Genomic DNA, 25,062 nt, shown 5'->3' with positions numbered 1-25,062 from the left:
ATTATTACGGCGCGTTGTTTAATCGCCCAGGTGGAACCATGCAAATCACTCCTCTTCAGCAGTATGAAATTGTCAGCTTTTCCCCCGACGTCAGCGCAGCCTTCCGGCAAAAACTGCTCGCGCTGGGGCTGTTACCCGGCGCCCGCTTTTTAGTGAGGCGTGTCGCGCCGCTGGGCGACCCGGTACAGATCGAAACCCGCTGCGTCAGCCTGATGCTGAGAAAAAAAGACCTGGCCTTTCTGCAACTGACACCCTTAGGTTAGAGAGGAGCGCGTAATGAAAACCTGCACCATCGGCCTGATTGGCAACCCTAACTCTGGAAAAACCACGCTGTTTAACCAGCTCACCGGCGCCCGCCAGCGGGTTGGCAACTGGGCAGGCGTTACCGTCGAGCGTAAAGAGGGCCGCTTTACCACGGCCAGCCATACCGTACGGCTGGTGGATCTGCCCGGCACCTACTCTCTCACCACCCTCTCTGCCGACAACTCGCTGGATGAACAGATTGCCTGCCACTATATGCTGAGTGGCGAAGCCGACTTAGTGATCAACGTGGTGGATGCCAGCAATCTGGCCCGCAACCTCTGGCTGACGCTTCAGCTTCAGGCGCTGGGGGTTCCCTGCATCGTGGCGCTGAATATGCTGGATATTGCTGCCAGCCAGCAGATTGCTATCAATATAGCTGAACTGGAGCGCCAGCTTGGCTGCCCGGTTATCCCGCTGGTTTCTACCCGCGGCAAGGGCATTGACAGCCTCAGGCAGGCGATTGACGACGCTGCCCGAGAGCCTGGCCGCTGTCGGGTCCGCTGGCCCGCAGAGATAGATCGGCATATTGCCTCGCTCTGCGATCTGATGCCCGAGAGTCGGCCGCAGCGCCAGCGCCGGTGGCTGGCAGTCCAGATGCTGGAAGGGGATATTTACAGTCAGGCTCAGGCACCTGAAGCGGCCGCAAAGATGCATACCCTGGCAAATCTGCAGGCAGCGCCAATGGCGATTGCCGCAGCAAGACATCAGAGGATTAATGCGGTTTGCCAGGCCGTCACCAACGCCAGTCTGGCTACACCTCACCGGCTTTCCGCCCTTCTCGACCGGGTAGTGTTGAATCGCTGGCTGGGCCTGCCGGTTTTCCTGCTGGTGATGTACCTGATGTTTTTCCTGGCGATCAATCTGGGTGGCGCTTTGCAGCCGCTGTTCGACCTGGGATCGGCAGCGCTGTTTATTCATGGCATGCAGTGGCTGGGGGCGGGGCTGCATTTCCCTCTGCCGCTCACGCTGTTTCTGGCGCAGGGGCTGGGCGGCGGTATTAATACCGTGATGCCGCTGGTGCCGCAAATCGGCCTGATGTATCTGTTCCTCTCGCTGATGGAGGACTCGGGTTATATGGCGCGCGCTGCGTTTGTAGTGGACAGGCTGATGCAGGCGCTGGGGCTGCCGGGAAAATCCTTCGTGCCGCTGATCGTGGGATTTGGCTGTAACGTACCGGCGGTGATGGGCGCCCGTACGCTGGATGCGCCGCGTGAAAGGCTGATGACGGTGCTGATGGCGCCGTTTATGTCATGTGGCGCCAGGCTGGCGATATTTGCCGTCTTTGCCGCCGCCTTTTTCGGGCAGCGCGGCTCGCTGGTGGTTTTCAGCCTCTATCTGCTGGGCATTGCGGCAGCAATTTTCACCGGGCTGATCCTGAAACATACGCTGCTGAAAGGAGAAGCTTCGCCATTTATTATGGAGTTGCCGACCTGGCATGTGCCTCACCTTAAAAGCCTGCTTTTACAGGCCTGGCAGCGGCTGAGCAGCTTTGTGCTGCGGGCGGGCAAGGTTATTGTGCTGGTCAGCGTGTTTATTGGCGCGCTTAACAGCTTCTCTTTCAGCGGCAGGCCGGTAGACAGCATCAATGATTCCGCCCTCGCCAGCGTCAGCCGGGCGTTAACCCCTTTGCTGTCGCCGATGGGCGTCCACAACGATAACTGGCAGGCTACCGTGGGGCTGGTAACCGGGGCGATGGCGAAAGAGGTGGTTGTTGGTACGCTGAACACGCTCTATACCGCCGAAGCGCTGCACGAGCAGCCTTTTGATCCCGATGCGTTCAGCCTCACAGGCGAACTCAAAGAGGCGGTGACAGAAACCTGGGACGGCATCAAATCCACATTCAGCCTGAGCGTTCTGCTCAATCCCGTTGAAGCCAGTAAAGGGGATGGCGAAATGGCTGCCGGATCGATGGGCGTCATGCACAGCAAATTCGCTAATGATGCCGCAGCCTACAGCTATCTGATCTTTGTGTTGCTCTACGTGCCCTGCGTCTCCGTGATGGGCGCTATCGCGCGGGAAAGCAGCCGCGGCTGGATGCTCTTCTCTATCGGTTGGGGGCTGAACCTGGCTTATTCGCTGGCCACGCTTTTTTATCAACTGGCCACTTTCAGCGACCATCCCCTGTCCAGCAGCCTGATTGTGCTGGCCGTCATCGGCTTTAATCTGCTGCTGTGGTGGAAGCTGAAGCGAACCGCTTTGCCGCCAGAGCGTCTGGAAGTCAGGGTCATAACCGGGAAAGACTGCGCGGGCTGCACTAAAAGCGGGAGCTGTCACTGATACTCCCGCAAAATAGCGGCGATTAAGGCGGTTGAAGTTGCGATCCTGCCTCAACGGTCTACAGTGAAAACTATCGTGCTTTGAATAAATGCGGCGGCTCACTGCGTCACGATGGATATTATCACTCCCCTTCTCGACAAAATTTATGACGGGACTTTTCCTCGCCACTGCAGGGAAAAGCTGGAAGAAGCTATTCGTCACACGCGTACCACGCTGGATCATCAGCGGAAAGCGCACTGGGACGAAAAGGATGTGGTGCTGATCACCTATGCCGATCAGTTCCGCGAAAGCGAGGCGCCCACGCTTCGCACCCTTTCACGCTTCTACCAGCAGCACCTGCAATCCAGCTTCAATCTTGTCCATTTACTGCCTTTTTTCCCCTACTCCTCTGACGATGGCTTTTCGGTGATTGATTATCACCGGGTCAACGGAATTTGCGGTGAATGGTCAGATGTGGCGGAGCTGCACCAGCAAACCAGGCTGATGTTTGATTTTGTCTGCAATCATATGTCAGCCCACAGCGCCTGGTTTAAGCACTTCCTGGCGGGCGATCCCGGCTGGGATGATTTCTTTATCAGCATGCCGCCCGCGACCGATCTCAGCGCGGTGACGCGCCCGCGCACCTCGCCTCTGCTTACGCCGTTTAAGATGGCAAACGGCGATACCCGTTTTATCTGGACAACGTTCAGCGCCGATCAGATTGACCTTAACTTTGCCAATCCCAACGTCCTGTTAAGCATGGTGAATGTGCTGCTGGATTATCTGGCGAAGGGCGCGGATTATGTCCGGCTGGATGCCGTAGGCTATATGTGGAAAACGCCGGGCACCTCATGCATCCACCTCGAAAAAACGCATCTGCTGGTGAAATTGTTTCGTGCCATCGCCAACGAGGTGGCGCCCGGCACGGTGATCATCACCGAAACCAACGTGCCGCATAAAGATAACATCAGCTATCTGGGCAACGGTCAGGATGAAGCGCAGATGGTCTATCAGTTCTCTCTGCCGCCGCTGGTGCTGCACGCTATTCACTACGGCTCCGCACGTGCGCTGAAACAGTGGGCTTCCACGCTGGATACTTCAGACGGAACCACCACCTGGTTTAATTTTCTGGCTTCCCATGACGGCATTGGACTCAATCCGCTGCGCGGCATTCTGCCGGAAACGGAAATCGTTTCTCTGGTCAGGGATTTGGCGTTAGAGGGGGCGCTGATCTCCTATAAAAATAACCCGGACGGCACCACCAGCCCGTACGAAATCAATGTCACCTATATGGATGCGCTGAATAAACAGGAGGATGACGACACGACGCGGCTGCAACGTTTTATGCTGGCGCATGCGCTGCTGCTCGCTTTCCCGGGGGTACCGGCTATCTACATTCAAAGCATCCTTGGCTCGCGTAATGATATGGAAGGCGTAAAAAGCGCAGGTTACAACCGGGCTATCAACCGGGAGAAATATGCCATCAGTGAGATTGAGGCGGCGCTGAGCGACAGCCATTCCTTACGGCATCAGGTTTACCATTCGCTGTCACGGTTGATCCAGCTGAGAACCCGCCAGCCAGCTTTTCATCCCGATAACCCTATGCAGGTGCTGGAAAGCGATAATGCCATATTTGCCTTCTATCGCTGGTCGGAGAAAGGGCATCAGACGCTGTTGTGCGTTTACAATCTGAGCAGCAGAGAAATTTCCTGGACGCTGCCGGATGCGCGACGCTATCGCGATATTGCCAGTGAGATGAATTTTGACGGGGAGACACCGCTGAAGCTGGCGCCCTGGTCTTTCCGGTGGCTGAAAAGCTGAAGAAGTGCCGCAGGCAGGTTAATCCCTGCCTGCGGAAGATCGGTTACTTGTACACGTCTGCTACTGCGCTAAATTTACCATGCTCGCGACCGGCAATGACCAGGAAGTATTTCCCGCCCTTTTCATCCGCCAGTTTCGACAACGCCGCTTTCGCATCCATTGGTGAAGTCGTCTCGGCCGTGGTGTTTACCGTGCCAATTTTTTCCAGATTCATCGTTTTCACTTCTTCTTTGGTCACTTCTTTAGCCGCCACGGCCGCAAAAGAGACAGAGCCTACCAGCAGGCTAATCGCAACAGTTTTAAAAATTTTCATCAAAGACACTCCTGTATTGTTGTTAGGAATAAGCAATCGCTTGATGAGAAGACAGGGAGGAACACAGCCAGCTCCCTGGACAGCTCAGAGGTATCAAAGTAAGCGATCCTGCTTACCTCAATAATTATTACCTGGAAGTAATAATTCGCCAGTTTTGCGCCAAATTAACGTTCAATTTTCATGCCGAAATCAATCAGTTGCTGGCAAAAGATCGCTGGATGAGAGATGAAAGGAGCATGCGCCGCTTTCTCAATAACAACGGATTCGCTTGCCGGCCAGGCGGTGTCCAGCAGCGCGGCCACCTTGCGCGGCACCAGAGCGTCCAGCGCGCCGTATAAACGCAGCAGCGGTACCTGCAGGTGCTGCATCGCTTCGCGCAGATCCAGCGTGCGCAATATCTCCAGACCCGCGTGCAGGACTTCTGCCTGCGGCGCGGGCAAGGCCAATACCACGCTTTTCAGCAGGCGGGCATCCTGTCTGGCGCTCTCCGTGCCCAACGTTTGCAGCGCCAGAAAACGCTCAACGGTTCGCTGAAAGTCTTCACTCAGCTGCTGCTGGAAGTTGCCAAGCGTTTCAGGTCTGATGCCGGGCCAGCCTTCCGCGGCGGTAAAACAGGGCGAGGAGGCCAGAGTAATCAGACCGGCAACGCGCTGTGGCGAAGTAAGCGCCAGCTGGCTTGCCACCAGCCCGCCCAGTGACCAGCCCAGCCAGATCGCTTTTTCAGGCGCCTGCGGCAGCAGAGTCGCCACCATCTGTTCAACGCTCATTGGGGCAAAGCCCTGGCTGCGGCCGTAACCGGGCAGATCCACCAGATGCAGAGAAAAATGCGGGCTGAGTCGCTCCACCACGCTTTGCCAGACACCGGCATTCAATCCCCAGCCGTGCAGCATCACAAGATGGCGATCGCCGCTGCCGATTGTCTGCCAGTAGAGCTGTGTCATGCGTTATTGTCCTGTTTTTGTCATGGAGGACGCTATGCTACCAATGCCCGCTACCTGTTGGCTATGCCAGATGCCGCTGACGCTGGCCGGTCACGGCCTTTGCAGCTTTTGCCTGCGTCATCTTCCTGCCTTACCTGTTTGCTGCCCACGGTGCGGTTTAGCCTCGGCCAGCGCCACTACGGCATGCGGTGCCTGCCTGACAAAACCGCCTTACTGGCAGCAGATGATTTTTGTCAGCGACTGGCGGCCTCCCGTCAGCAGTTGGGTAAAGCGCCTGAAGTTTTTTCGCGCCACCGCACTTTCAGCCATGCTGGCAAGGCTGCTCTTGCTAAGCTGGTTAACAGCGCGCAGGCAGCACAAGCTGCGCAGACCAGACCTGCTGCTCTGTGTACCCTTGCATAAAACGCGTGCGTGGCAGCGGGGCTATAATCAGATGGATGAGGTAGCCCGACAGCTCGCACACTGGCTGCAGTGTCGCTACTCTCCGGCAGGGATCTCCCGGCGGAGAAAGACCGGGATTCAACATCTGCTGCTGGCTACCGCCAGAAGAAAGAATCTGCGCGGAGCGTTCAGGGTTGAAATTGCCGTAAAAGGGCTGCATATCGCTTTACTGGATGATGTGGTCACCACCGGCAGCACCGTGGGGGAAATCAGCCGCATTCTGCTGGCTGCCGGTGCCGCCAGCGTAGAGATATGGAGCCTGTGCCGCACCTTGTAGAGCGTCGGTGATGGGCGTAATATATTCGATTAATTGTCTTAACTATTGAGCAATCGCCATGATCCTAATTACTGATTCTGCGCAAGAGCATTTCGCAAAACTGCTGTCGAAACAGGAAGATGGCACACAAATTCGCGTATTCGTTATCAATCCGGGTACGCCTGGGGCTGAATGTGGCGTCTCCTATTGCCCACCTGATGCGGTTGAAGCCACAGATACTGAACTGAAGTTTGAAAAGCTTACGGCCTATGTGGATGAGCTGAGCGCCCCTTATCTGGAAGATGCGGAAATTGATTTCGTGACCGATAACCTGGGTTCCCAGCTGACGCTGAAGGCACCGAACGCCAAAATGCGTAAGGTAAATGACGACGCTCCGCTGATTGAGCGCGTTGAATATCAGCTTCAGGCGACCATTAACCCACAGCTGGCCAGCCACGGCGGCAAAGTGTCGCTGATGGAGATCACTGACGAAGGGTACGCTATTCTGCAGTTTGGCGGCGGCTGTAACGGCTGTTCAATGGTCGACGTGACCCTGAAAGAAGGCATTGAGAAAGAGCTGCTGGCAGCGTTCCCGGAGCTGAAAGGCGTGCGCGACCTGACCGAGCATCAGCGCGGCGAACACTCCTTCTACTAAGCGGGTTTAACGGGCAGATCCCTCTGCCCGTTTGCTTTACCGGCTCCGCGATTTATCCGCCTTTACGGTTTTCTTAACTGGCTCAGTCGTTTGCGCAATCTCCTTATTTGCCTGCTCTGGTTTATTACCCGCTTTCCGTCTGCGATTGAGATCCTTAAGCAACCGGTTGATGCGCGGATCGGCGAACATCGCCTCCAGCGTCATGCTCAGTTTTCTGCGCCAGTTTGGATACTGATCGGTGGTGCCCGGCACGTTAACCGGCTTCTCCATATCCAGCCAGTCCTCCGGCTGCAGCCCAAGTAAGGCGCTGCTGCTGTCAGCGATAAACCGCTGCATGCCGCGGTTCAGCTCCGGCGTCATTTTCATCACGCTGGCTTTTTTACCGCTACTTGCCGACAGGCAACCATACTGATGCAGCGCTTTCAGCAGTGCCTGTTTCTGCCGGGCGCGATCCTGATAAAGGCTGTGTAACACGGTTTTATCCGGGTATAAGCCTAACCGCTCGCCCAGTTGCAAATCTCCGGCGTTCCAGAATCCCCGTAACGTCGGCAGATCGTGCGTCGTGGCGCTGGCCATTGACTGGCGTGGCCAGGCGGCGGGAGAGCGATAGCTGTCCATTCCCTCCTGCTCGAAATAGAGCACTTTCCAGGAGTAGATGCCGCTGTTACGCAACAGCGCAACGATCTCTTTTGGTACGGTGCCCAGATCCTCCCCAATCACCATGCACTGGTTACGCTGGCTCTCCAGCGCCAGAATGGCCAGCAGATCTTCAACCGGATAATAGACATAGGCGCCAAAGTTGGCGGTTTCCCCGTAAGGGATCCACCAAAGCCGCAGCATCGACATGACGTGATCGATGCGCAACGCCCCGCAGCTGCGCATGTTTGCGCGAACCAGATCGATAAAGGGCTGATAGCCTCTGGCGGTCATCACGTGCGAATCCATCGGCGGAAGGCCCCAGTTTTGCCCCAGTGGACCGAGAATATCAGGGGGCGCGCCGACGGAAGCCTTAAGGCAATAGAGCTCCCGATCGCACCAGGTTTCCGCGCCCCCTTCCGCCACGCCTACCGCCAGGTCGCGATAGAGGCCTACCGGCATGTTGTGCTGCTGGCTCACCTGCCAGCACTCATCAAACTGCCGGTTTGCCAGCCACTGCAGCCAGAGCCAGAAGCGCACTTCCTGTTCCTGCTGCTGGCAGAACTGCTTCACCTGTTCTGAATGTGCATCCTGCAAGGTTTTCGGCCAGACGGGCCAGCCCCAGCGCTCTGGGTTATCTGCCACCATCGTGCCGTGCAGCGCATCATAAGCCGCCTGCCAGTAAAGGCTGCTGCCTCCCTCGGTAATAAAATCTTCAAACTGGACGCGGGCAGGATCGTCACTCTTTCGCTGAGAAAAGTGCTGCCAGGCGTGGCGCAGCCCGCTGATTTTCAGCTCCGCCACCCGGCCATAATCGACCCACTCCGCCTCACGGGCCTTTGCCAGCGACTTTTGTGTGTTTTTCTGCTGCCACCAGCGCTGTGCCGCCTTTCCCTGCTGAAAATCGGCGACGGCAGCCACATCGATATAGAGCACGTTAAGCCAGCGTCGGGAGGAGGGACTGTAAGGGCTGGCGTTTTCCGGGCTGGCGGGATAGAGCGAATGAATAGGGTTCAGCCCGATAAACGCCCCGCCGCGACTGGCTACCTCAATTAACATGCGTTTCAGATCGCCAAAATCGCCCATGCCCCAGTTCTGCTCCGAGCGCACGGTATAGAGCTGCACGCAGGCTCCCCACAGTTTTTTGCCTTCCAGCAGCGGCTCAGGCTCATAGCACCGTTTGGGCGCCACGATCACTTTGCACTGCCACTGTTTTTTGCCCTGCTCAAGCTGAAGCTGGTGATAACCAAAGGCCAGGTTTGCCGGCAGCCTGATCGCCTCGCCTGCGCTGACGGTTCCCGTGTACTCGCGACCGTTTTCCAGCCTCAGCAGCCACTGAAATTCCCCCTTGCCTGCCACATCAAGCTGCAGCGAACGTTTACGAATAAACACTTTGCACAAAGGAACCGGCCCGGGCTTTGCGCTACGTTGATCTGACATCGCCTCCAGCAATCGCTGCCGGATATCAACCGCGATCTCTTCCGGTTCACCTTTAGCATTGATGTACTTAGCGGCGATGCCCGCGGCCGCTGCCGCCTGCTCAAATTTCTTGCTCTCCATCGGCTCTCCTTATCGTTTTGCCTGCCAGATACGCTGCTGGTAATCCCGAATTGAACGGTCGGAACTGAAAACGCCGGTGCGTGCCGTATTGAGGATCGCGGCGCGCGTCCAGGCGTCCTGGTCGCGCCACAGGGCTTCAACCCGCTGCTGCGCGTCGATATAGCTGGCAAAATCCGCCAGCACCAGCCAGGGATCGCCACCTTTGCCCAGGCTGGTAAGCATCAGGTCGAACGCGTGCTTATCCCCGTCGCTGAAGAACCCTTTTTCCAGCTCTTTCAGCAGGCCGTTAAGGTGTTTATCCTTTTTACGCACCTTCTGCGGCGAATAACCGTCAGCTTTTAACGCTTTCACGTCGTAGACCGAGTGACCAAAAATAAAAATGTTCTCCTCGCCTACCTGTTCGGCGATTTCAACATTCGCACCATCCATGGTGCCGATGGTTAACGCGCCGTTCAGGGCCAGTTTCATATTGCCCGTGCCGGAGGCCTCATAACCTGCCGTGGAGATCTGCTCAGAGAGATCCGCCGCCGGGATCATCAGCTCCGCCGCCGTGATGCGGTAATCAGGAATAAACACCACTTTCAGCCTGTCGCCGACCAGCGGATCGTTATTGATCTTCTCAGCCACTTTATTGATGGCATAGATGATATTTTTGGCCAGGTAGTAGCCAGGGGCCGCTTTTGCGCCAAACAGGAACACGCGCGGCACCCGCTCTTTTTCCGGGTTTTCGCGCAGCTCTTTATAACAGTGCAGGATATGCAACAGCCCCAGATGCTGGCGTTTATATTCATGCAGGCGTTTGATTTGCACGTCGAACAACGCATCGGGGTTAACCACGATGCCGGTGAGATGCCTGATATAGCTGGCGAGCCGTAGCTTGTTATCTTGTTTTATCTGCCGGTATTGCTGGCGAAAGGCTTCGTTATCCGCAAATGGCTCCAGCCCTTTCAGCGCCTCCAGATTGTTTACCCACTCCACCTTTAACGTCTCGTCAATCAGCGCGGAGAGGGCAGGATTACACTGTTTCAGCCAGCGGCGCGGCGTGATGCCGTTGGTGACATTGTGAAACTTCGCGGGCCAGAGCTGGTGATATTCCGGGAACAGATCCTTCACCACCAGATCGGAGTGAAGCGCCGCCACGCCGTTGACCGCGAAGCCGCCGACCACACAGAGGTTCGCCATGCGCACCTGATGGTCGTAGAGCACCGCCAGCTTTTCCCATTTCGCCTCTTCGCCCGGCCAGTGCCGCTCCACCACCTTTTTAAAACGCTGATTGATTTCATTCACAATCATGAAGTGACGCGGCAACAGCTTGCGGAACAGCCGCTGATCCCAACGCTCAAGTGCTTCTGGCATCAGCGTATGGTTGGTATAGGCAAAGGTTTTGCTGGTGATCGCCCAGGCTTCATCCCAGCTCAGCTGGTGCTCATCCAGCAGAATACGCAGCATCTCAGGGATGGCGAGCGTGGGATGGGTATCGTTAAGCTGGATGACCTCATAATCTGGCAGCTCGGCGACAGGGCGCCCGGCCAGGTGGTGGCGACGCAGAATATCGGCCACCGAGTAGGCGCACTGGAAATATTGCTGCATCAGGCGCAGCCTTTTCCCCGCCTGATGATTATCGTTGGGATAGAGCACTTTGGTGAGCTTTGCCGCCTCAATGCCCTGCTCTTCGGCTTTCAGAAATTTGCCGTCGTTAAATCTGGTTAAATCAAAGGGATGCGCATGCGTGGCCTGCCAGAGGCGCAGTGGCTGGGTGACGCCATTACGGTAGCCGGTAACGGGCAGATCCCAGGCTTCTCCACGCAGGGTAAAGGCGGGTTGCCAGCGGGTTCCCCCGGCATTTTTCACCACTTTTCCGCCAAAGCTGACCTCCACATCCAGCGCGGCATTGTGCCGGAACCAGGGGTAGCGGTCGCGGTGCCACTCATCGGGCGCTTCCTGCTGCTGGCCCCCGGCAAAAGACTGGCGGAATAAGCCGTACTGATAATTCAGGCCATAGCCGGTTGCGGACTGCCCTACGGTGGCCATCGAATCCAGATAGCAGGCTGCAAGGCGACCTAATCCCCCGTTGCCGAGGGCTGGATCCACCTCCTCCTCAAGCAGTTCGCTCAAATCGCACTGGTGTTGAGCAAGGCTCGCCTTCACCTCGTCATACCAGCCCAGGTTCAGCAGGTTATTGCCGGTCAGCCTGCCGATTAAGAACTCCATTGAGATGTAATTCACGTGGCGCTGCTTCTTTGCGGGCTTTACCACCGGCAGCGCCGCCAGCATATCGGCTAGCGCTCCGCTGAGCGCCTGCCACCATTGCTGCTGTGTCATTTCACTGGCTGAAGAGAGACCAAGATGTTGCCACTGACGCGTCAGTGCCGCGTCAAAACGTGCCTGACTGAATTTCTGTTGGGGCATACCACTTCCTTCCTGGCAGAGACAACGTGTAAACGACAGAGACCCTTACAGTTAAGACCGGAACGGAAAAAAATGCTCACCGGAGATGAAGATAAAGCGGAGATGAAGATGATAATAAAGAGAATGCGGGGAAAAGATTAAGCGAAAACGCGTGCGGCATCCTTGCCGCCGGCCTCAGGAGGTCTGGTCAGCAGAGCTCCAGATGCACTTCATGCTCTTCGATCGTTTTCAGCACGCCCGGGGGCGGCGTCTCATCGGTAAAGAGATAATCGATCAGGCTCATATTGCCCAGGTTTACCATCGCGTTACGGCCAAATTTGGAATGGTCCGCCACCAGCATCACGCAGCGTGAGTTTTCGATAATGGCGCGCTTGGTTCTGACTTCGTGATAGTCAAAGTCCAGCAGCGAGCCATCCATATCGATACCGCTGATGCCCAGAATGCCGTAATCCAGGCGGAACTGGGAGATATAGTCCAGCGTGGCTTCGCCCATGATGCCGCCGTCGCGGGTTCTCACCTCGCCGCCCGCCACAATCAGGCTGAAGTCAGGTTTTGACATCAGCAGCATGGCGACGTTGAGGTTGTTGGTCACCACCCGCAGGTTACTGTGGTTTAGCAACGCATGGGCTACCGCTTCGGGCGTGGTGCCGATATCAATAAACAGCGAGGCGCCGTCCGGGATCTGGCTGGCAACACGCTGGGCGATACGCGCCTTCTCCGCCGACCACATCATTTTACGATCCTGCCACGCGGTGTTTTCAGAGCTGGATGGCAGGGCCGCGCCGCCGTGATGGCGCTGAATTTTATTCTGTTCTGCCAGCTCGTTCAGATCCCGACGAATAGTCTGTGGGCTGACGGTAAAATGATCCACCAGCTCTTCCGTGCTGACATATCCCTGACGACGCACCAGTTCGATAATGGCGTCATGACGTTGCGTTTGCTTCACATAACTCTCCTGTACGGGTATCCCTGCAGATTGTTGCGCTAGGATCTGCTGTGTCGGGTATCGACAAAGGCCATAGCCAGCCCGACCAGCAGGCCGGTGACGTGTGCCGCATTGGCAATGGAGAGGCCAAACCAGCCCATATAGCCCACGATTAGCCAGACCACCGCAAAGGCCATCAGCCCACGTTCAAGGAATATGCCGCTCTCGGGGTCTCTTTCCCCTCTCAGCCAGGCATAACCCATCAGCGCATAGACCGCGCCGGACAAGCCGCCAAACAGCACGCCGCTGAACTTAGCCTGCATCCAGCCGCTGAGCAGTGCCGAGATCAGCAGGATCACAAACAGCTTCCCGCTGCCAAGACGTTTCTCGATCGCCCCACCAAGATACCACCACCAGAGCAGGTTAAAGGTGATATGCAGAATGGAGAAGTGCAGAAACGCATGGGTAAACCAGCGCCAGAGCTGGAGATGCTGATCCTGATCCGGCCACGCCAGCCAGCTCATGACCGTTCCGTCGCCCAGCAGTTGCATCAGAATAAAGATGGCGATGCACACCACCATCACCGAAAGCGTCAGCGGCCCGGCCCGCTGACGGATATTCGCCAGCAGCGAGGAGCTTTGATAATGGATACCGGAACTGGTGGTGCCGGAGTGCCAGCTTGCCGCCTGATAGCGTGGGTGGTTAGGCTCACGGATAAACTGGTTAAGTTCGTTTTCGACCAGATTGACTTTCGAATCATCATCCAGCCAGACCGTATAGTGGTTATCGTGCACCACGCGAAGCGGGATGCCTCGGGTAGCCATATAGTCCACAAAGGCTTGCGCCATGCGGGGGTTGGAGAATTCAGTGATGCGCATCATCGCCGTCGAAAGTCCCTGTTATCAAAACGAAAGAACAGTATACCGCACTGTTTCAAGGGGCGCAGTTAAAGCGCAGCGGCATCAACCTGCTGCGGAAACGCCAGTCGCCAGGCATCATAACCGCCATCAATGCTGTAAGCCTGGTCAAACCCCTGCGTCAGCAAATATTGTGCCGCACCTTTACTGCTGTTGCCGTGATAACACATCACCAGTACCGGGCGGGTAAAATCAGCCTGTTCGATAAAGCTGTGCAGTGAGCTGTTAGTGAGATGAAACGCGCCGCTGGCATGGCCTGCGGCATAGCTTTGCGGGTCGCGAATATCCACCAGCAGCGCATTATTTTCGCTCAACTGCGCCTGCGCCTGCTGCACGTTAATGCACTCAAATTGTTCCATGGGATCCTCGTTTGTGTCCGGCTGTTTAACGCTATTGTAACGCGAAGAATGCCGGGAATAACCCGGAAACTTGTAAGGCTACTGTGCTTTTCTCGGGCAAATTATGTTACCTGCATCACGCATAAATGTTTTTATTCGGTTAACGCTGGCATCAATGTGCGTTTACGATTATTATTATGCTCGAAAACGAACATTAAAGAACTATTCCGAACATCGGAGGAGATGACGTGGAAACCAAAGACTTGATCGTAATCGGCGGCGGTATCAACGGCGCTGGCATTGCGGCTGACGCTGCAGGACGCGGCCTGTCTGTGCTGATGCTGGAAGCGAAGGATTTGGCGTGCGCCACCTCTTCTGCCAGCTCAAAGCTGATCCACGGTGGCCTGCGCTACCTGGAGCATTATGAATTCCGCCTGGTCAGCGAAGCGCTGGCCGAGCGTGAGGTGCTGCTGAAGATGGCACCTCATATCGCTTTCCCTATGCGCTTCCGTCTGCCGCACCGTCCGCATCTGCGTCCGGCGTGGATGATCCGCGTGGGTCTGTTTATGTATGACCACCTGGGCAAGCGTACCAGCCTGCCCGGCAGCAAAAGTTTGCGTTTTGGTGCAGACTCAGCCCTTAAGCCAGAAATTGTGCGCGGTTTCGAATATTCCGACTGCTGGGTCGATGATGCCCGCCTGGTTGTGCTGAATGCTCAGGAAGTTGAAAAGCGCGGTGGCGAAGTGCGTACCCGCACTAAAGTGACCCGTGCCTGGCGTGAAAATGGCCTGTGGATGGTGGAAGCGGAAGATATCGACACCGGTAAAACCTTCACCTGGCAGGCCAAAGGTCTGGTCAACGCCGCCGGCCCATGGGTTAAGCAGCTGTTTGATGAAGGCCTGAAGCTGAAATCGCCTTACGGCATCCGTCTGATCAAAGGCAGCCACATCGTGGTTCCCCGTGTACACACGGAGAAGCAGGCTTATATTCTGCAGAACGAAGATAACCGCATCGTGTTTGTGATCCCCTGGATGGATGAGTTCTCTATCATCGGCACCACCGACGTAGAGTACAAAGGCGATCCGAAAAACGTTCACATTGACGATAACGAGACCGAATACCTGTTAAAAGTGTTCAATGGTCATTTCAAAAAGACGCTGAGCAAAGAGGATATCGTCTGGTCCTACTCTGGCGTGCGTCCGCTGTGTGATGATGAGTCCGATTCACCGCAGGCGATTACCCGTGACTATACGCTCGACGTACGTGACGATAATGGTCAGGCTCCCCTGCTCTCCGTATTTGGTGGCAAGCTCACCACGTATCGTAAGCTGGCGGAACACGCGATGGAGAAACTCTCCAAATATTATCCGAAAGCGGGTCCGGCATGGACTAAAACCTGCGTGCTGCCAGGGGGCGATATTGCCGGTACGCGTGAAGATTACGCTGCAAGCCTGCGCCGCCGTTATCCTTTCATCACTGAATCGATGGCGCGCCACTATGCCCGCACCTACGGCAGCAATAGCGAGAAGCTGCTGAGCGAAGCGAAAAGCCTGGAAGATTTAGGCGAGCTGTTTGGCCATCACTTCTATGAAGCCGAGCTGCGTTACCTGGTAGAGAACGAATGGGTGCGTGAGCAGGATGATGCGCTGTGGCGTCGTACCAAAAACGGTATTTTCCTGAGCGATGCGCAGCGCGCGCGCGTCGGCGAATGGCTGGCAGAGCACGGTAAGAAACCGGCGCTGTCACTGGCTTCCTGAGCCAGTCATAAATAGCTGATAGCGATAAAAAAAGGGGCGGAATTTATTTCCGCCCCTTTTTACTTTTCTGCCTGCTACAGACGAATCGGCTTAATGCCCCAAATCTCGTCTGCATATTCCTGAATCGTCCGGTCGGAAGAGAAATACCCCATATTGGCAATATTCAATAGCGCTTTGCGCGTCCACTCGTCCGGATGGCGATAAAGCTCATCTACCTTGTCCTGAGTATCCACATAGCTGCGGTAATCTGCCAGTAGTTGATAGTGGTCACCCAGATTCACCAGCGAATCAAAAATATTACGGTAGCGGCCTGGCTCCTGCGGGCTGAAGGCACCGGTGCCTATCTGCGTCAGGGCCTGATGCAGCTCTGCGTCCTGCTCGTAAAATTTATGTGCGCTGTAACCGCTTTTGCGTAACTCCTCTACCTGCGGCGTGGTATTGCCGAAGATAAAGATATTTTCCTCGCCCACATGCTCCAGCATCTCGACGTTCGCGCCATCCAGCGTGCCGATAGTCAGCGCGCCGTTCAGGGCAAACTTCATGTTACTGGTGCCGGAAGCTTCAGTACCAGCCAGCGAAATCTGCTCAGAGAGATCGGCTGCCGGAATGATGATCTGCGCCAAGCTGACGCTGTAGTTGGGGATAAAGACCACCTTCAGCTTATTTTTCACCTGCGGATCGTTGTTGATCACATTCGCCACATCGTTGATCAGATGAATGATGTGCTTCGCCATATAGTAAGCCGAAGCCGCCTTACCAGCGAAGATGTTGACGCGTGGCACCCAGTCCGCTTCCGGATCCGCCTTGATGCGGTTATAGCGGGTGATGACATGCAGTACATTGAGCAGCTGACGTTTGTACTCATGAATACGTTTGATCTGCACATCGAACAGCGCATTGGGATCGATAACCACATCCATTTTCTGCGCGATATACTCAGCCAGCCGCTTTTTGTTGTGCAGCTTGGACTCGCTGATCTCGGCGAGGAAGCTCGGGTAATCAATGTGCTGTTTAAGCTCATCAAGCTGCCCTAACTCGGTACGCCAGTTGCGCCCTATCGCCTCATCCAGCACGCCAGATAAGGAGGGGTTAGCAAGCGCCAGCCAGCGGCGCGGGGTCACGCCGTTGGTCTTGTTGCAGAAGCGGCCCGGGAACAGCGCGGCGAAGTCCGCAAACAGCGACTGCACCATCAGATTCGAGTGCAGTTCAGAAACGCCATTCACTTTATGACTGACAATCACCGCCAGCCAGGCCATCCGGATTTTCCGGCCGTTGTTTTCATCAATGATGGAAATACGCGACTGCAACTCCCAGTCGTCCGGATAGTAGTCCTGAATGGTTTTCAGGAAGTAGTCGTTGATATCAAAGATAATCTGCAGATGGCGCGGCAATATTTTGCCGATCATATCCACCGGCCAGGTTTCAAGCGCTTCCTGCATCAGCGTATGGTTGGTGTAAGAGAACACCTGACAGGTCACTTCAAACGCATCGTCCCAGCTGAATTTGTGCTCGTCGATCAGCAGCCGCATCAGCTCGGGGATCGCCAGCACCGGGTGGGTGTCGTTGAGGTGAATGGCGATTTTGTCGCCCAGATTGTCGTAGGTCTGGTGCATCATCCAGTGACGCTTCAGAATGTCCTGCACCGTGGCGGAGACCAGGAAATACTCCTGACGCAGCCGCAGCTCGCGCCCGGAGTAGGTGGAATCATCGGGATAGAGAACGCGGGAGACGTTTTCAGAGTGGTTTTTGTCTTCCACCGCCGCAAAGTAGTCGCCCTGATTAAATTTACCCAGATTGATTTCATTACTGGCCTGCGCCGACCAGAGCCGTAAGGTGTTAGTGGCGTCCGTATCGAAACCGGGAATGATCTGGTCGTAGGCCATCGCCTGCACTTCTTCCGTTTCCAGCCAGCGGGAACGGCTGCCTTCCACCTGAATTCTTCCGCCAAAACGCACCTTGTAGCGGGTATTGAAGCGCTGGAACTCCCACGGGTTACCATACTCCAGCCAGTAGTCCGGAGACTCCGCCTGACGACCATCAACAATGTTCTGCTTGAACATGCCGTAATCGTAGCGGATACCGTAGCCGCACCCCGGCAGACCTAACGTCGCCAGGGAGTCCAGGAAACAGGCCGCCAGCCGCCCTAAGCCGCCATTACCTAATCCCGGATCGCTCTCTTCTTCAATCAGATCTTCAAGATTAAAACCCATCTCATCAAGCGCGGCCTGCGCATCTTCATAAATGCCCATCGCCAGCAGCGCGTTAGAGAGCGTTCTGCCTACCAGAAACTCCATTGACAGGTAGTAGACCTGCCGCACATCCTGGGAAAGCTGCGCCCTGTTCGATCGCAGCCAACGCTCCACCATCCTGTCGCGGACTGCCAGCAGCGTGGCGTTAAGCCACTCATGCTTGTTGGCAATGGAAGGGTCCTTCCCTATGGTAAACATCAGCTTATAGGCAATAGAGTGTTTCAACGCCTCAACGCTGAGTGTCGGTGCGGTATAGGTGAAAGGTGCTTTCATATCATTTTTCCCATATCCATTACAGCAGTCGTTGATAGAGATCGCGGTAGGCCACGGCCGCCACCTGCCAGCTAAAATCCATCCCCATCGCCTGCCGCTGAACATAGCGCCAGAGTGAAGGACGGGACCAGAGAACGAAGGTACGGCGGATCGCTCTCAGCAGCGACCAGGCGTTACTGTCCTCAAAGACAAATCCGCTGGCGATGCCGTCGGCCAGGTTTTCCAGCGAGCTGTCATTAACCGTATCGGCCAGGCCGCCGGTACGTCTGACCAGCGGCAGCGTGCCATATTTCAGGCCATAGAGCTGCGTAAGCCCGCAGGGTTCAAAGCGGCTTGGCACCATAATGACATCCGCGCCACCCATGATTCGGTGTGAGAAAGCCTCGTGGTAACCAATCTGCACGCCCACCTGTCCGGGATACTCCGCCGCCGCCGCCAGGAATCCTTGCTGCAGCACCGCATCACCGGCACCCAGCAGCACCAGCTGTCCGCCCTGCTCCAGCAGGCCAGGCAACGCTTCCAGCACCAGATCCAACCCTTTCTGCTTGGTCAGGCGGCTAACTACTGCAAAGACCGGTACCTTGTCATCGATCTTCAGGCCCATGGTAATTTGCAGCTGACGCTTGTTCTCTATTTTGGCATCCAGCACGTCACGGTTGTAACGCGCGTTCAGCAGGAGATCGTGCGCCGGATCCCAGATAGCGGGATCCACACCGTTGAGGATCCCGGTGAGCGTCCCTTCCAGCTGCCGCTGCCGCAGCAGATCTTCCATGCCGTAGCCAAACTCCGGCAGGGTGATTTCACGGGCATAGGTTGGGCTGACTGCCGTAACGTGATCGGCATAGAACAGGCCCGCTTTCAGGTAGGAAATCTGGTTAAAGAACTCCAGCCCGTACATGTTGAAAAATGATGGCGGAAGCTGGATCTCTTCCAGATGTTTCGCAGCGAACAACCCCTGGTAAGCCAGGTTATGCACGGTGAACACCGATTTTGCTGGCCTTCCTCTTGCCGCCAGATAGGCGCAGGTAAGGCCGGCATGCCAGTCATGTGCATGCACCACTTCCGGCCGCCAGTGCGGATCCGCCCCCGAGGCCAGCTCACATCCCATCCAGCCCAGTAAGGCAAAACGGAGATAGTTATCCGTATAAGCGAACTGCGACTCATCGTGATAGGGGCTGCCGGGCCTGTCATATAATTCCGGGGCATCTATCAGGTAGATCCCCACGCCATCGTATTTCCCATAGAGAAGATCTACGGGGCCAGCGAACGTTTGCAGCGTTGCCACGATCTGCGTATCGGGGATCCCTTTTTTCAAATCAGGAAACGCCGGCAGCAGGACTCTGGTATCAATGCCTTCTGCAATTTGCGCCGCCGGTAATGCCCCAACAACATCAGCAAGCCCGCCAGTTTTTAATAGCGGGAAAATTTCTGAACAGACATGTAAAACCTGCATTATCGGCTCCTTTACCTTGTGCTGACGCGGTCCTCCGCATCAAATACCTGTGCCTGAACTAACCAAATACGGTAATAAGTTGTTAATTGCGCCAGCCTAATTTGGCCAGCATGGAGCGTGTTACCAACACGATCCCCTCTTCTGAACGATAAAAACGTCGCGCGTCGTCATCCGGGTTCTCCCCGATTACCGTTCCTTCAGGCAGTTCACAGGCGCGGTCAATCACGCAGCGGCGCAGGCGACAGGATCGCCCCACTACTACATCCGGCGAGAGAACAGAAGACTCGATATTGCAGAAAGAATTAATTCGTACGCGAGAGAACAGCACTGAATTCACCACCACCGAGCCGGAAATAATACAGCCGCCCGAAACCAGTGAATTCATGGTCATGCCATGACTGCCTGAACGATCCTGGACAAATTTTGCCGGTGGTAGCGGCTCCATATGCGTGCGGATCGGCCAGTCGCGGTCATACATATCTAACTCTGGCGTCACGGAAGCGAGATCGAGATTCGCTTTCCAGTAGGCCTCCAGCGTCCCGACATCGCGCCAGTAAGGCGGCGAAGTTTCGTCACTTTGCACGCAGGAGATACTGAAGGAGTGCGCCAGAGCCTCTCCGGTCTCCACAATTTTTGGCAGAATGTCCTTGCCGAAATCGTGATTGGAGTCCGGATTTTTAAGATCTTCCTCTAACAGCTCGTAGAGATAGTCGGCAGTAAAAGCATAGATGCCCATACTCGCCAGCGCCTGAGTGGGGTCGCCCGGCATATGCGGCGGTTCAGCCGGTTTTTCCAGGAACTCCACTACCTTGTTTTCGTCGCTGACCGCCATTACGCCAAAAGCGCTGGCCTCAGCAATGGGTACCGGCAGGCAGGCGATAGTGCACTTGGCCTCGTTTTCAACGTGGTCAAGCAGCATCCGGGAGTAGTCCATTTTATAGATGTGGTCGCCCGCCAGGATCACGATATATTTCGCCTGATAGCGGCGAATAATGTCCAGGTTCTGGGTCACCGCATCCGCCGTGCCGCGATACCAGTGCTCGGTAGAGAGCCGCTGCTGCGCAGGCAGTAAATCGACAAACTCATTCATCTCTTCATTCAGAAATGACCAGCCGCGCTGAATATGCTGCACCAGCGTATGCGACTGATACTGGGTGATCACCGCGATCCGACGGATCCCGGAGTTCAGACAGTTCGACAGCGCAAAATCGATAATGCGAAACTTTCCGCCAAAGTGCACGGCGGGCTTTGCGCGTTTAGCGGTCAGGTCTTTCAACCTGGTGCCACGTCCACCCGCGAGGATCAGGGCTACAGTTTGCGTCGGCAATTGTCTTGCCAGCATCAGGGGATCGTTCTTCTCAATGACCATGTCTGACTCCTGTTATGATTGCTTTTGGAACACGCACACACCGTGGGCAGGTCCATGCCAGACAGTTACAAGGATCGGGTTATTATCCCCGGCGAAGGGCGGTATGGCGTGCCATCGCCCTTGAGGCAGTCTGATATCGCACACTTCTTCGGTGGCGTTGAGGGTGATTAACCAGTTTTGCGACAGCAAGATCTGCAGACGATGCACGCCCTGCTGCCACGCCTGCGCGCTAAGCGGCTCTCCTTCCGGGCCCAGCCACTCTACGTTTCCGTCTCCCTCCTGCCACCAGCTATCCGCTTGCAGCGCAGGGATCTTTTTGCGCAGGTGAATCAAAGCGGCAGTAAAGGTAAATAACCCGCTGTCATTCTGTTCCCAGTTGAGCCAGGTGAGCTCATTATCCTGACAGTAGGCGTTATTGTTGCCGTGCTGGCTGTGCCCGTGTTCATCACCGGCCAGCAGCATTGGCGTGCCTTGCGCTAACAGCAATGTGGTCAGCATCGCATGCACGCTGCGGCGACGGTGTTCCACAATCAAAATCGGAGCTTTCAGTCCTTCAACACCGTGGTTGTGACTGAAATTGTTGTTGCTGCCATCACGGTTATCTTCCCCGTTGGCTTCATTATGTTTTTCGTTAAAGCAGACCACATCCCGCAGGGTAAAGCCGTCGTGTGCAGTCACCAGATTAATGGCGGCAGAAGGTAAACGTCCCGGCTGCTGAAAGAGATCGCTTGAAGCGGCAAATCTTCTGGCGAAATCGCCGTTAGAGATATCGCCGTGCAACCAGTAACGCCTTACGGTATCCCGGAAATGGTCGTTCCATTCGGCAAACGGCACAGGGAAATTCCCTACCTGATAGCCGCCCGGTCCGATATCCCACGGCTCAGCAATCATTTTGCACTGCGAGAGGATCGGGCAGGCCGCAATGGCCTGAAACAGCTCCGCATCCCGCCGGTACTCTGGCGTTCTGCCCAGCACGGTGGCCAGATCAAAGCGGAACCCATCAATGTGGCACTCTTCCACCCAGTAACGCAGGCAATCCAGCGTCCAGCTCATCACTTCAGGGTGGCTGATATTCAGCGTATTGCCGCACCCGGTCCAGTTCTGATAGCCGCCCTGCTGGTCGAGCCAGTAGTAGCTTTGATTATCAATACCGCGCATGGAGAGGAGCGGTCCCGTCTCTTCCAGCTCGGCGGTATGGTTAAACACCACATCAAGGATCACCTCAATTCCCGCCGCATGCAGCGCTTTAACCGCCTGCTGGAACTCAGTACGGGGCTGCACCCCCGCCACCCCTGAAGCATAGCGCGTATCCAGCGCACAGGGAGCGAGCGGGTTATAACCCCAGTAATTGGTCAGCCCCTGACGCAGCAGACGCGGCTCATGGGCAAAACAGGCCACCGGCAACAGCTCCAGGCTGGTGATGCCGAGCCGTTTGAAATAGTCGATCATCACCGGATGGCCCAGCGCCGCGTAGGTACCCCTGATCTCCGGGGGAATACCGGGATGCCGCTTTGTCAGCCCGCGGACGTGCGCCTCATAGATCACGGTTGCCCCCCAGGGCACGCGCGGAAAGGCGTCCTCTTCCCAGTCGAAATCATCGGCCAGCACCACGCTTTTCGGCGCTACCGCTGCGCTGTCGAGAGGATCTGCCTCTGCTTCACCGCCCAGAAAACGCGGGTCGTCGGTGACTTCGCCCTCTACTTCACGGGCGCAGGGATCGACCAGCAGTTTATTGGGGTTGAAGCGATGTCCCGCCTCAGGCTGCCACGGGCCATGTACCCGATAACCGTAGCGCTGGCCGGGTTTGATAGCGGCCAGATAGCCGTGCCAGACAGCGCCGGTACGGCCTGGTAAATCCATACGTGCTTCCTGCCCCTGTTCATCAAACAGGCAGAGTTCAACGCGCTCTGCATGCTGAGAAAACAGGGTAAAGTTCACGCCTTTGCCGTCATACACTGCGCCGGCAGGCGTGGCTTTTCCAGGAAGCAGTTGACTCATGACGCTTCTCTCACCAGCCAAAGGGTGGATAACGGCGGCAGCGTGATGCAGACCGAATGCTCACGGTTATGGCTGGGGTGCGCTTCACTGTGAATGCTTCCCAGATTCCCTGCGTTACTGCCGTGATAATGTTCTGAGTCGGTGTTCAGCACCTCTTTCCAGCTGCCTGCGCCCGTTACGCCAAAGCGGTAGTTTTCGCGTAGCACTGGCGTAAAGTTACTGACAACCATCATTTCGTTGCCTTCGCGATCGCGACGCACAAAGACAAACACGGAGTTTTCAAAGTCGTCGACCACCAGCCACTCAAAGCCCATGGTGTCAAAATCGAGCTGATAAAGCGCAGGATGGGCCCGGTAGGTGTGGTTCAGGTCGCGTACCAGCCGCTGTACGCCGTTATGCCAGTTGTCGTGCCCCTCCAGCAGATGCCAGTCCAGGCTGCTGTCATGATCCCACTCTCTTCCCTGGGCAAATTCACAGCCCATAAACAGCAGCTTTTTGCCCGGGAAGCCAAACATCCAGCCGTAATAGGCGCGCAGGTTGGCGAACTTTTGCCAGGCATCGCCAGGCATGCGGTCCAGAATCGAACGCTTGCCGTGTACCACTTCATCGTGAGAGAGCGGCAGCACGAAGTTCTCGGTGGAGTTATAGAGCATGCCGAAGGTCAGGTTGTTGTGGTGATGCTTACGGTGGACCGGATCCAGCTTCATATAGTCGAGGGTGTCGTGCATCCAGCCCAGGTTCCACTTGTACCAGAAACCTAATCCACCCGATTCAGGCGGTCTGGAGACGCCAGGGAAGTCGGTAGACTCCTCCGCAATAGTCACCGAGCCTGGTGCATGGCTCCCCAGAGTACGGTTGGTGTAACGCAGGAAGGCGATCGCTTCCAGATTCTCTCTGCCGCCCAGGTGATTAGGCACCCATTCGCCCTCTGCGCGGCTGTAGTCGCGGTAAATCATCGAGGCCACCGCATCCACACGCAGTCCGTCAATGCCAAACCGTTCGATCCAGTAAAGCGCGTTGCCGGAAAGGTAATTACTCACTTCACGGCGGCCAAAGTTATAAATCAGCGTGTTCCAGTCCTGGTGGTAGCCTTCACGCGGGTCACCGTGCTCATAGAGCTCGGTGCCGTCAAATTTCGCCAGGCTGAAGTCATCAGAGGGGAAATGGCCCGGTACCCAGTCAAGCAGCACGTTAAGCCCCGCCTCATGCGCAGCGGCGATGAAATTGCGGAACTCGTCGCGGGTGCCGAAACGGCGGGTAGGCGCGTACATACCGGTAGGCTGATAGCCCCAGCTGCCGTCGAACGGGTGCTCGTTAATCGGCATCAGCTCAAGGTGGGTAAAGCCCATCTCTTTAGCATAGGGCACCAGCTGTTCAGCCAGCTCTTTGTAACTCAGCCAGAAATTATTGTCGGTATGGCGGCGCCAGGATCCGAGGTGAACCTCATAGATTGAGATAGGGGCATCGAAATCGTTGGCTCTCCGCCGCGCTTCAGGTATCTCCATCTTAGGCGGGATACCGCAGATCACGGAGGCGCTGTCCGGACGCATCTGCGCTTCGAAAGCGTAGGGATCGGCCTTCAGGCGCAAGTTGCCATGCAGATCGATAATCTCGAACTTATAGAGATGGCCCGGTACGGCACCGGGAACAAACAGCTCCCAGACGCCGATTTCACGGCGGAAACGCATCGGATGGCGACGGCCATCCCAGTAGTTAAAATCCCCTACCACGGAAACGCGCTTTGCATTCGGCGCCCAGACGGAGAAGCGGGTACCGATTACCCCATCAATCACATCCGCATGTGCGCCCATGGTTTCATAGGGACGCAGGTGGGTGCCCTCAGCCAGCAGCCAGCTGTCCATTTCAGCCAGTAACGGGCCAAAGCGGTAGGCGTCATCAATCAGGTTCTGCTCACCATGCCAGGTAACAGCCAGCTGATAACGGAAAGGATTCTTACGTCTTGGGATCACTCCGTGAAAAAATCCGCGTGAATCGATGCACTCAAGCTGAGCGCATTTGCGCCCGGTATTGGTTTCAATCACCCAGACTTCCGTGGCATCGGGCAGCAGCGCCCGGACTTCCAGACCCTGACTTGTCTGGTGCATACCCAGGAGTGAAAAAGGGTCGGCGTAATGGCCGGAAATCAATTCGTTAATATGCCGACGATCCGTAAGCTCGGACATGACTGTCTT

The 25,062-nt window shown here is 56.0% G+C and carries 18 protein-coding genes; 6 read left to right on the top strand and 12 right to left on the bottom strand.

What is annotated here, in order from left to right:
* Positions 1-38: 38 nt before the first annotated feature.
* From feoA to Q3V30_RS01690, 3 genes are all read left to right on the top strand, one after another.
* On the top strand, positions 39-263 hold the full coding sequence (feoA, locus tag Q3V30_RS01700; RefSeq protein WP_306209873.1) for a ferrous iron transporter A: 225 nt from the start codon (positions 39-41) through the stop codon (positions 261-263).
* Between the two features lie 13 nt (positions 264-276).
* Complete coding sequence (feoB, locus tag Q3V30_RS01695) at positions 277-2,580, top strand: Fe(2+) transporter permease subunit FeoB (RefSeq protein ID WP_306209871.1); 2,304 nt, start codon at positions 277-279, stop codon at positions 2,578-2,580.
* Between the two features lie 111 nt (positions 2,581-2,691).
* Positions 2,692-4,380 (top strand): alpha-amylase family glycosyl hydrolase, encoded by a 1,689-nt coding sequence (locus tag Q3V30_RS01690; protein ID WP_306209869.1) that lies wholly within the window; start codon positions 2,692-2,694, stop codon positions 4,378-4,380.
* A gap of 43 nt (positions 4,381-4,423) precedes the next feature.
* Here Q3V30_RS01690 and Q3V30_RS01685 read toward each other — a convergent pair whose 3' ends face one another.
* A complete protein-coding gene (locus Q3V30_RS01685; protein ID WP_306209867.1) occupies positions 4,424-4,693 on the bottom strand; it encodes a YdgH/BhsA/McbA family protein in 270 nt (89 codons plus the stop codon).
* Between the two features lie 164 nt (positions 4,694-4,857).
* Positions 4,858-5,634: a pimeloyl-ACP methyl ester esterase BioH gene (gene bioH / locus Q3V30_RS01680; RefSeq protein WP_306209865.1), complete on the bottom strand. Its 777-nt coding sequence runs from the start codon at positions 5,632-5,634 to the stop codon at positions 4,858-4,860.
* A gap of 34 nt (positions 5,635-5,668) precedes the next feature.
* Between bioH and gntX the strand changes: the two genes are divergently transcribed.
* Together gntX and nfuA are read left to right on the top strand one after the other, a co-directional pair.
* Positions 5,669-6,352: a DNA utilization protein GntX gene (gene gntX, locus Q3V30_RS01675; protein ID WP_306209863.1), complete on the top strand. Its 684-nt coding sequence runs from the start codon at positions 5,669-5,671 to the stop codon at positions 6,350-6,352.
* Positions 6,353-6,410: 58 nt separating this feature from the next.
* Positions 6,411-6,986, top strand: a complete 576-nt coding sequence (gene nfuA, locus Q3V30_RS01670; protein ID WP_306209860.1) for a Fe-S biogenesis protein NfuA — start codon at positions 6,411-6,413, stop codon at positions 6,984-6,986.
* Positions 6,987-7,022: 36 nt separating this feature from the next.
* Here nfuA and malQ read toward each other — a convergent pair whose 3' ends face one another.
* The 5 genes from malQ to glpE form a co-directional block, all read right to left on the bottom strand.
* Positions 7,023-9,182, bottom strand: a complete 2,160-nt coding sequence (gene malQ / locus Q3V30_RS01665; RefSeq protein ID WP_306209859.1) for a 4-alpha-glucanotransferase — start codon at positions 9,180-9,182, stop codon at positions 7,023-7,025.
* Positions 9,183-9,191: 9 nt separating this feature from the next.
* A complete protein-coding gene (gene malP, locus Q3V30_RS01660) occupies positions 9,192-11,591 on the bottom strand; it encodes a maltodextrin phosphorylase (RefSeq protein WP_306209857.1) in 2,400 nt (799 codons plus the stop codon).
* 187 nt (positions 11,592-11,778) lie between these two features.
* On the bottom strand, positions 11,779-12,537 hold the full coding sequence (locus Q3V30_RS01655; protein WP_306209855.1) for a DeoR/GlpR family transcriptional regulator: 759 nt from the start codon (positions 12,535-12,537) through the stop codon (positions 11,779-11,781).
* A 38-nt stretch (positions 12,538-12,575) separates the two neighbouring features.
* The gene (gene glpG / locus Q3V30_RS01650; protein ID WP_306213287.1) at positions 12,576-13,394 is read right to left on the bottom strand and encodes a rhomboid family intramembrane serine protease GlpG; all 819 of its coding nucleotides are present in this window, start codon (positions 13,392-13,394) and stop codon (positions 12,576-12,578) included.
* 68 nt (positions 13,395-13,462) lie between these two features.
* Positions 13,463-13,792 carry a thiosulfate sulfurtransferase GlpE gene (glpE, locus tag Q3V30_RS01645; protein ID WP_306209854.1) on the bottom strand — a complete coding sequence of 110 codons (330 nt, stop codon included), beginning with the start codon at positions 13,790-13,792 and terminating at the stop codon, positions 13,463-13,465.
* Positions 13,793-14,019: 227 nt separating this feature from the next.
* On the opposite strand from glpE, the gene glpD reads away from it, so the two are divergent.
* Positions 14,020-15,528 carry a glycerol-3-phosphate dehydrogenase gene (gene glpD / locus Q3V30_RS01640; RefSeq protein WP_306209852.1) on the top strand — a complete coding sequence of 503 codons (1,509 nt, stop codon included), beginning with the start codon at positions 14,020-14,022 and terminating at the stop codon, positions 15,526-15,528.
* Positions 15,529-15,602: 74 nt separating this feature from the next.
* On the opposite strand, the gene glgP is transcribed toward glpD, so the two are convergent.
* The 5 genes from glgP to glgB all read right to left on the bottom strand — a co-directional run bounded on the left by glgP (position 15,603) and on the right by glgB (position 25,053).
* Positions 15,603-18,050, bottom strand: a complete 2,448-nt coding sequence (glgP, locus tag Q3V30_RS01635) for a glycogen phosphorylase (protein WP_306209850.1) — start codon at positions 18,048-18,050, stop codon at positions 15,603-15,605.
* Positions 18,051-18,069: 19 nt separating this feature from the next.
* The gene (gene glgA, locus Q3V30_RS01630) at positions 18,070-19,503 is read right to left on the bottom strand and encodes a glycogen synthase GlgA (protein WP_306209848.1); all 1,434 of its coding nucleotides are present in this window, start codon (positions 19,501-19,503) and stop codon (positions 18,070-18,072) included.
* 82 nt (positions 19,504-19,585) lie between these two features.
* Positions 19,586-20,872, bottom strand: a complete 1,287-nt coding sequence (gene glgC, locus Q3V30_RS01625; protein WP_306209846.1) for a glucose-1-phosphate adenylyltransferase — start codon at positions 20,870-20,872, stop codon at positions 19,586-19,588.
* 12 nt (positions 20,873-20,884) lie between these two features.
* Positions 20,885-22,870 carry a glycogen debranching protein GlgX gene (glgX, locus tag Q3V30_RS01620; protein WP_306209844.1) on the bottom strand — a complete coding sequence of 662 codons (1,986 nt, stop codon included), beginning with the start codon at positions 22,868-22,870 and terminating at the stop codon, positions 20,885-20,887.
* Positions 22,867-25,053 (bottom strand): 1,4-alpha-glucan branching enzyme, encoded by a 2,187-nt coding sequence (gene glgB, locus Q3V30_RS01615; protein WP_306209842.1) that lies wholly within the window; start codon positions 25,051-25,053, stop codon positions 22,867-22,869. Before glgB ends, glgX begins: the two co-directional genes overlap by 4 nt.
* Positions 25,054-25,062 lie beyond the last annotated feature (9 nt).

This window comes from Erwinia pyri, from assembly GCF_030758455.1.
GTDB lineage: Bacteria > Pseudomonadota > Gammaproteobacteria > Enterobacterales > Enterobacteriaceae > Erwinia > Erwinia pyri.
The sequence above is the reverse complement of the archived record's forward strand: the minus strand, read 5'-3'. Positions and strand labels throughout refer to the sequence as shown.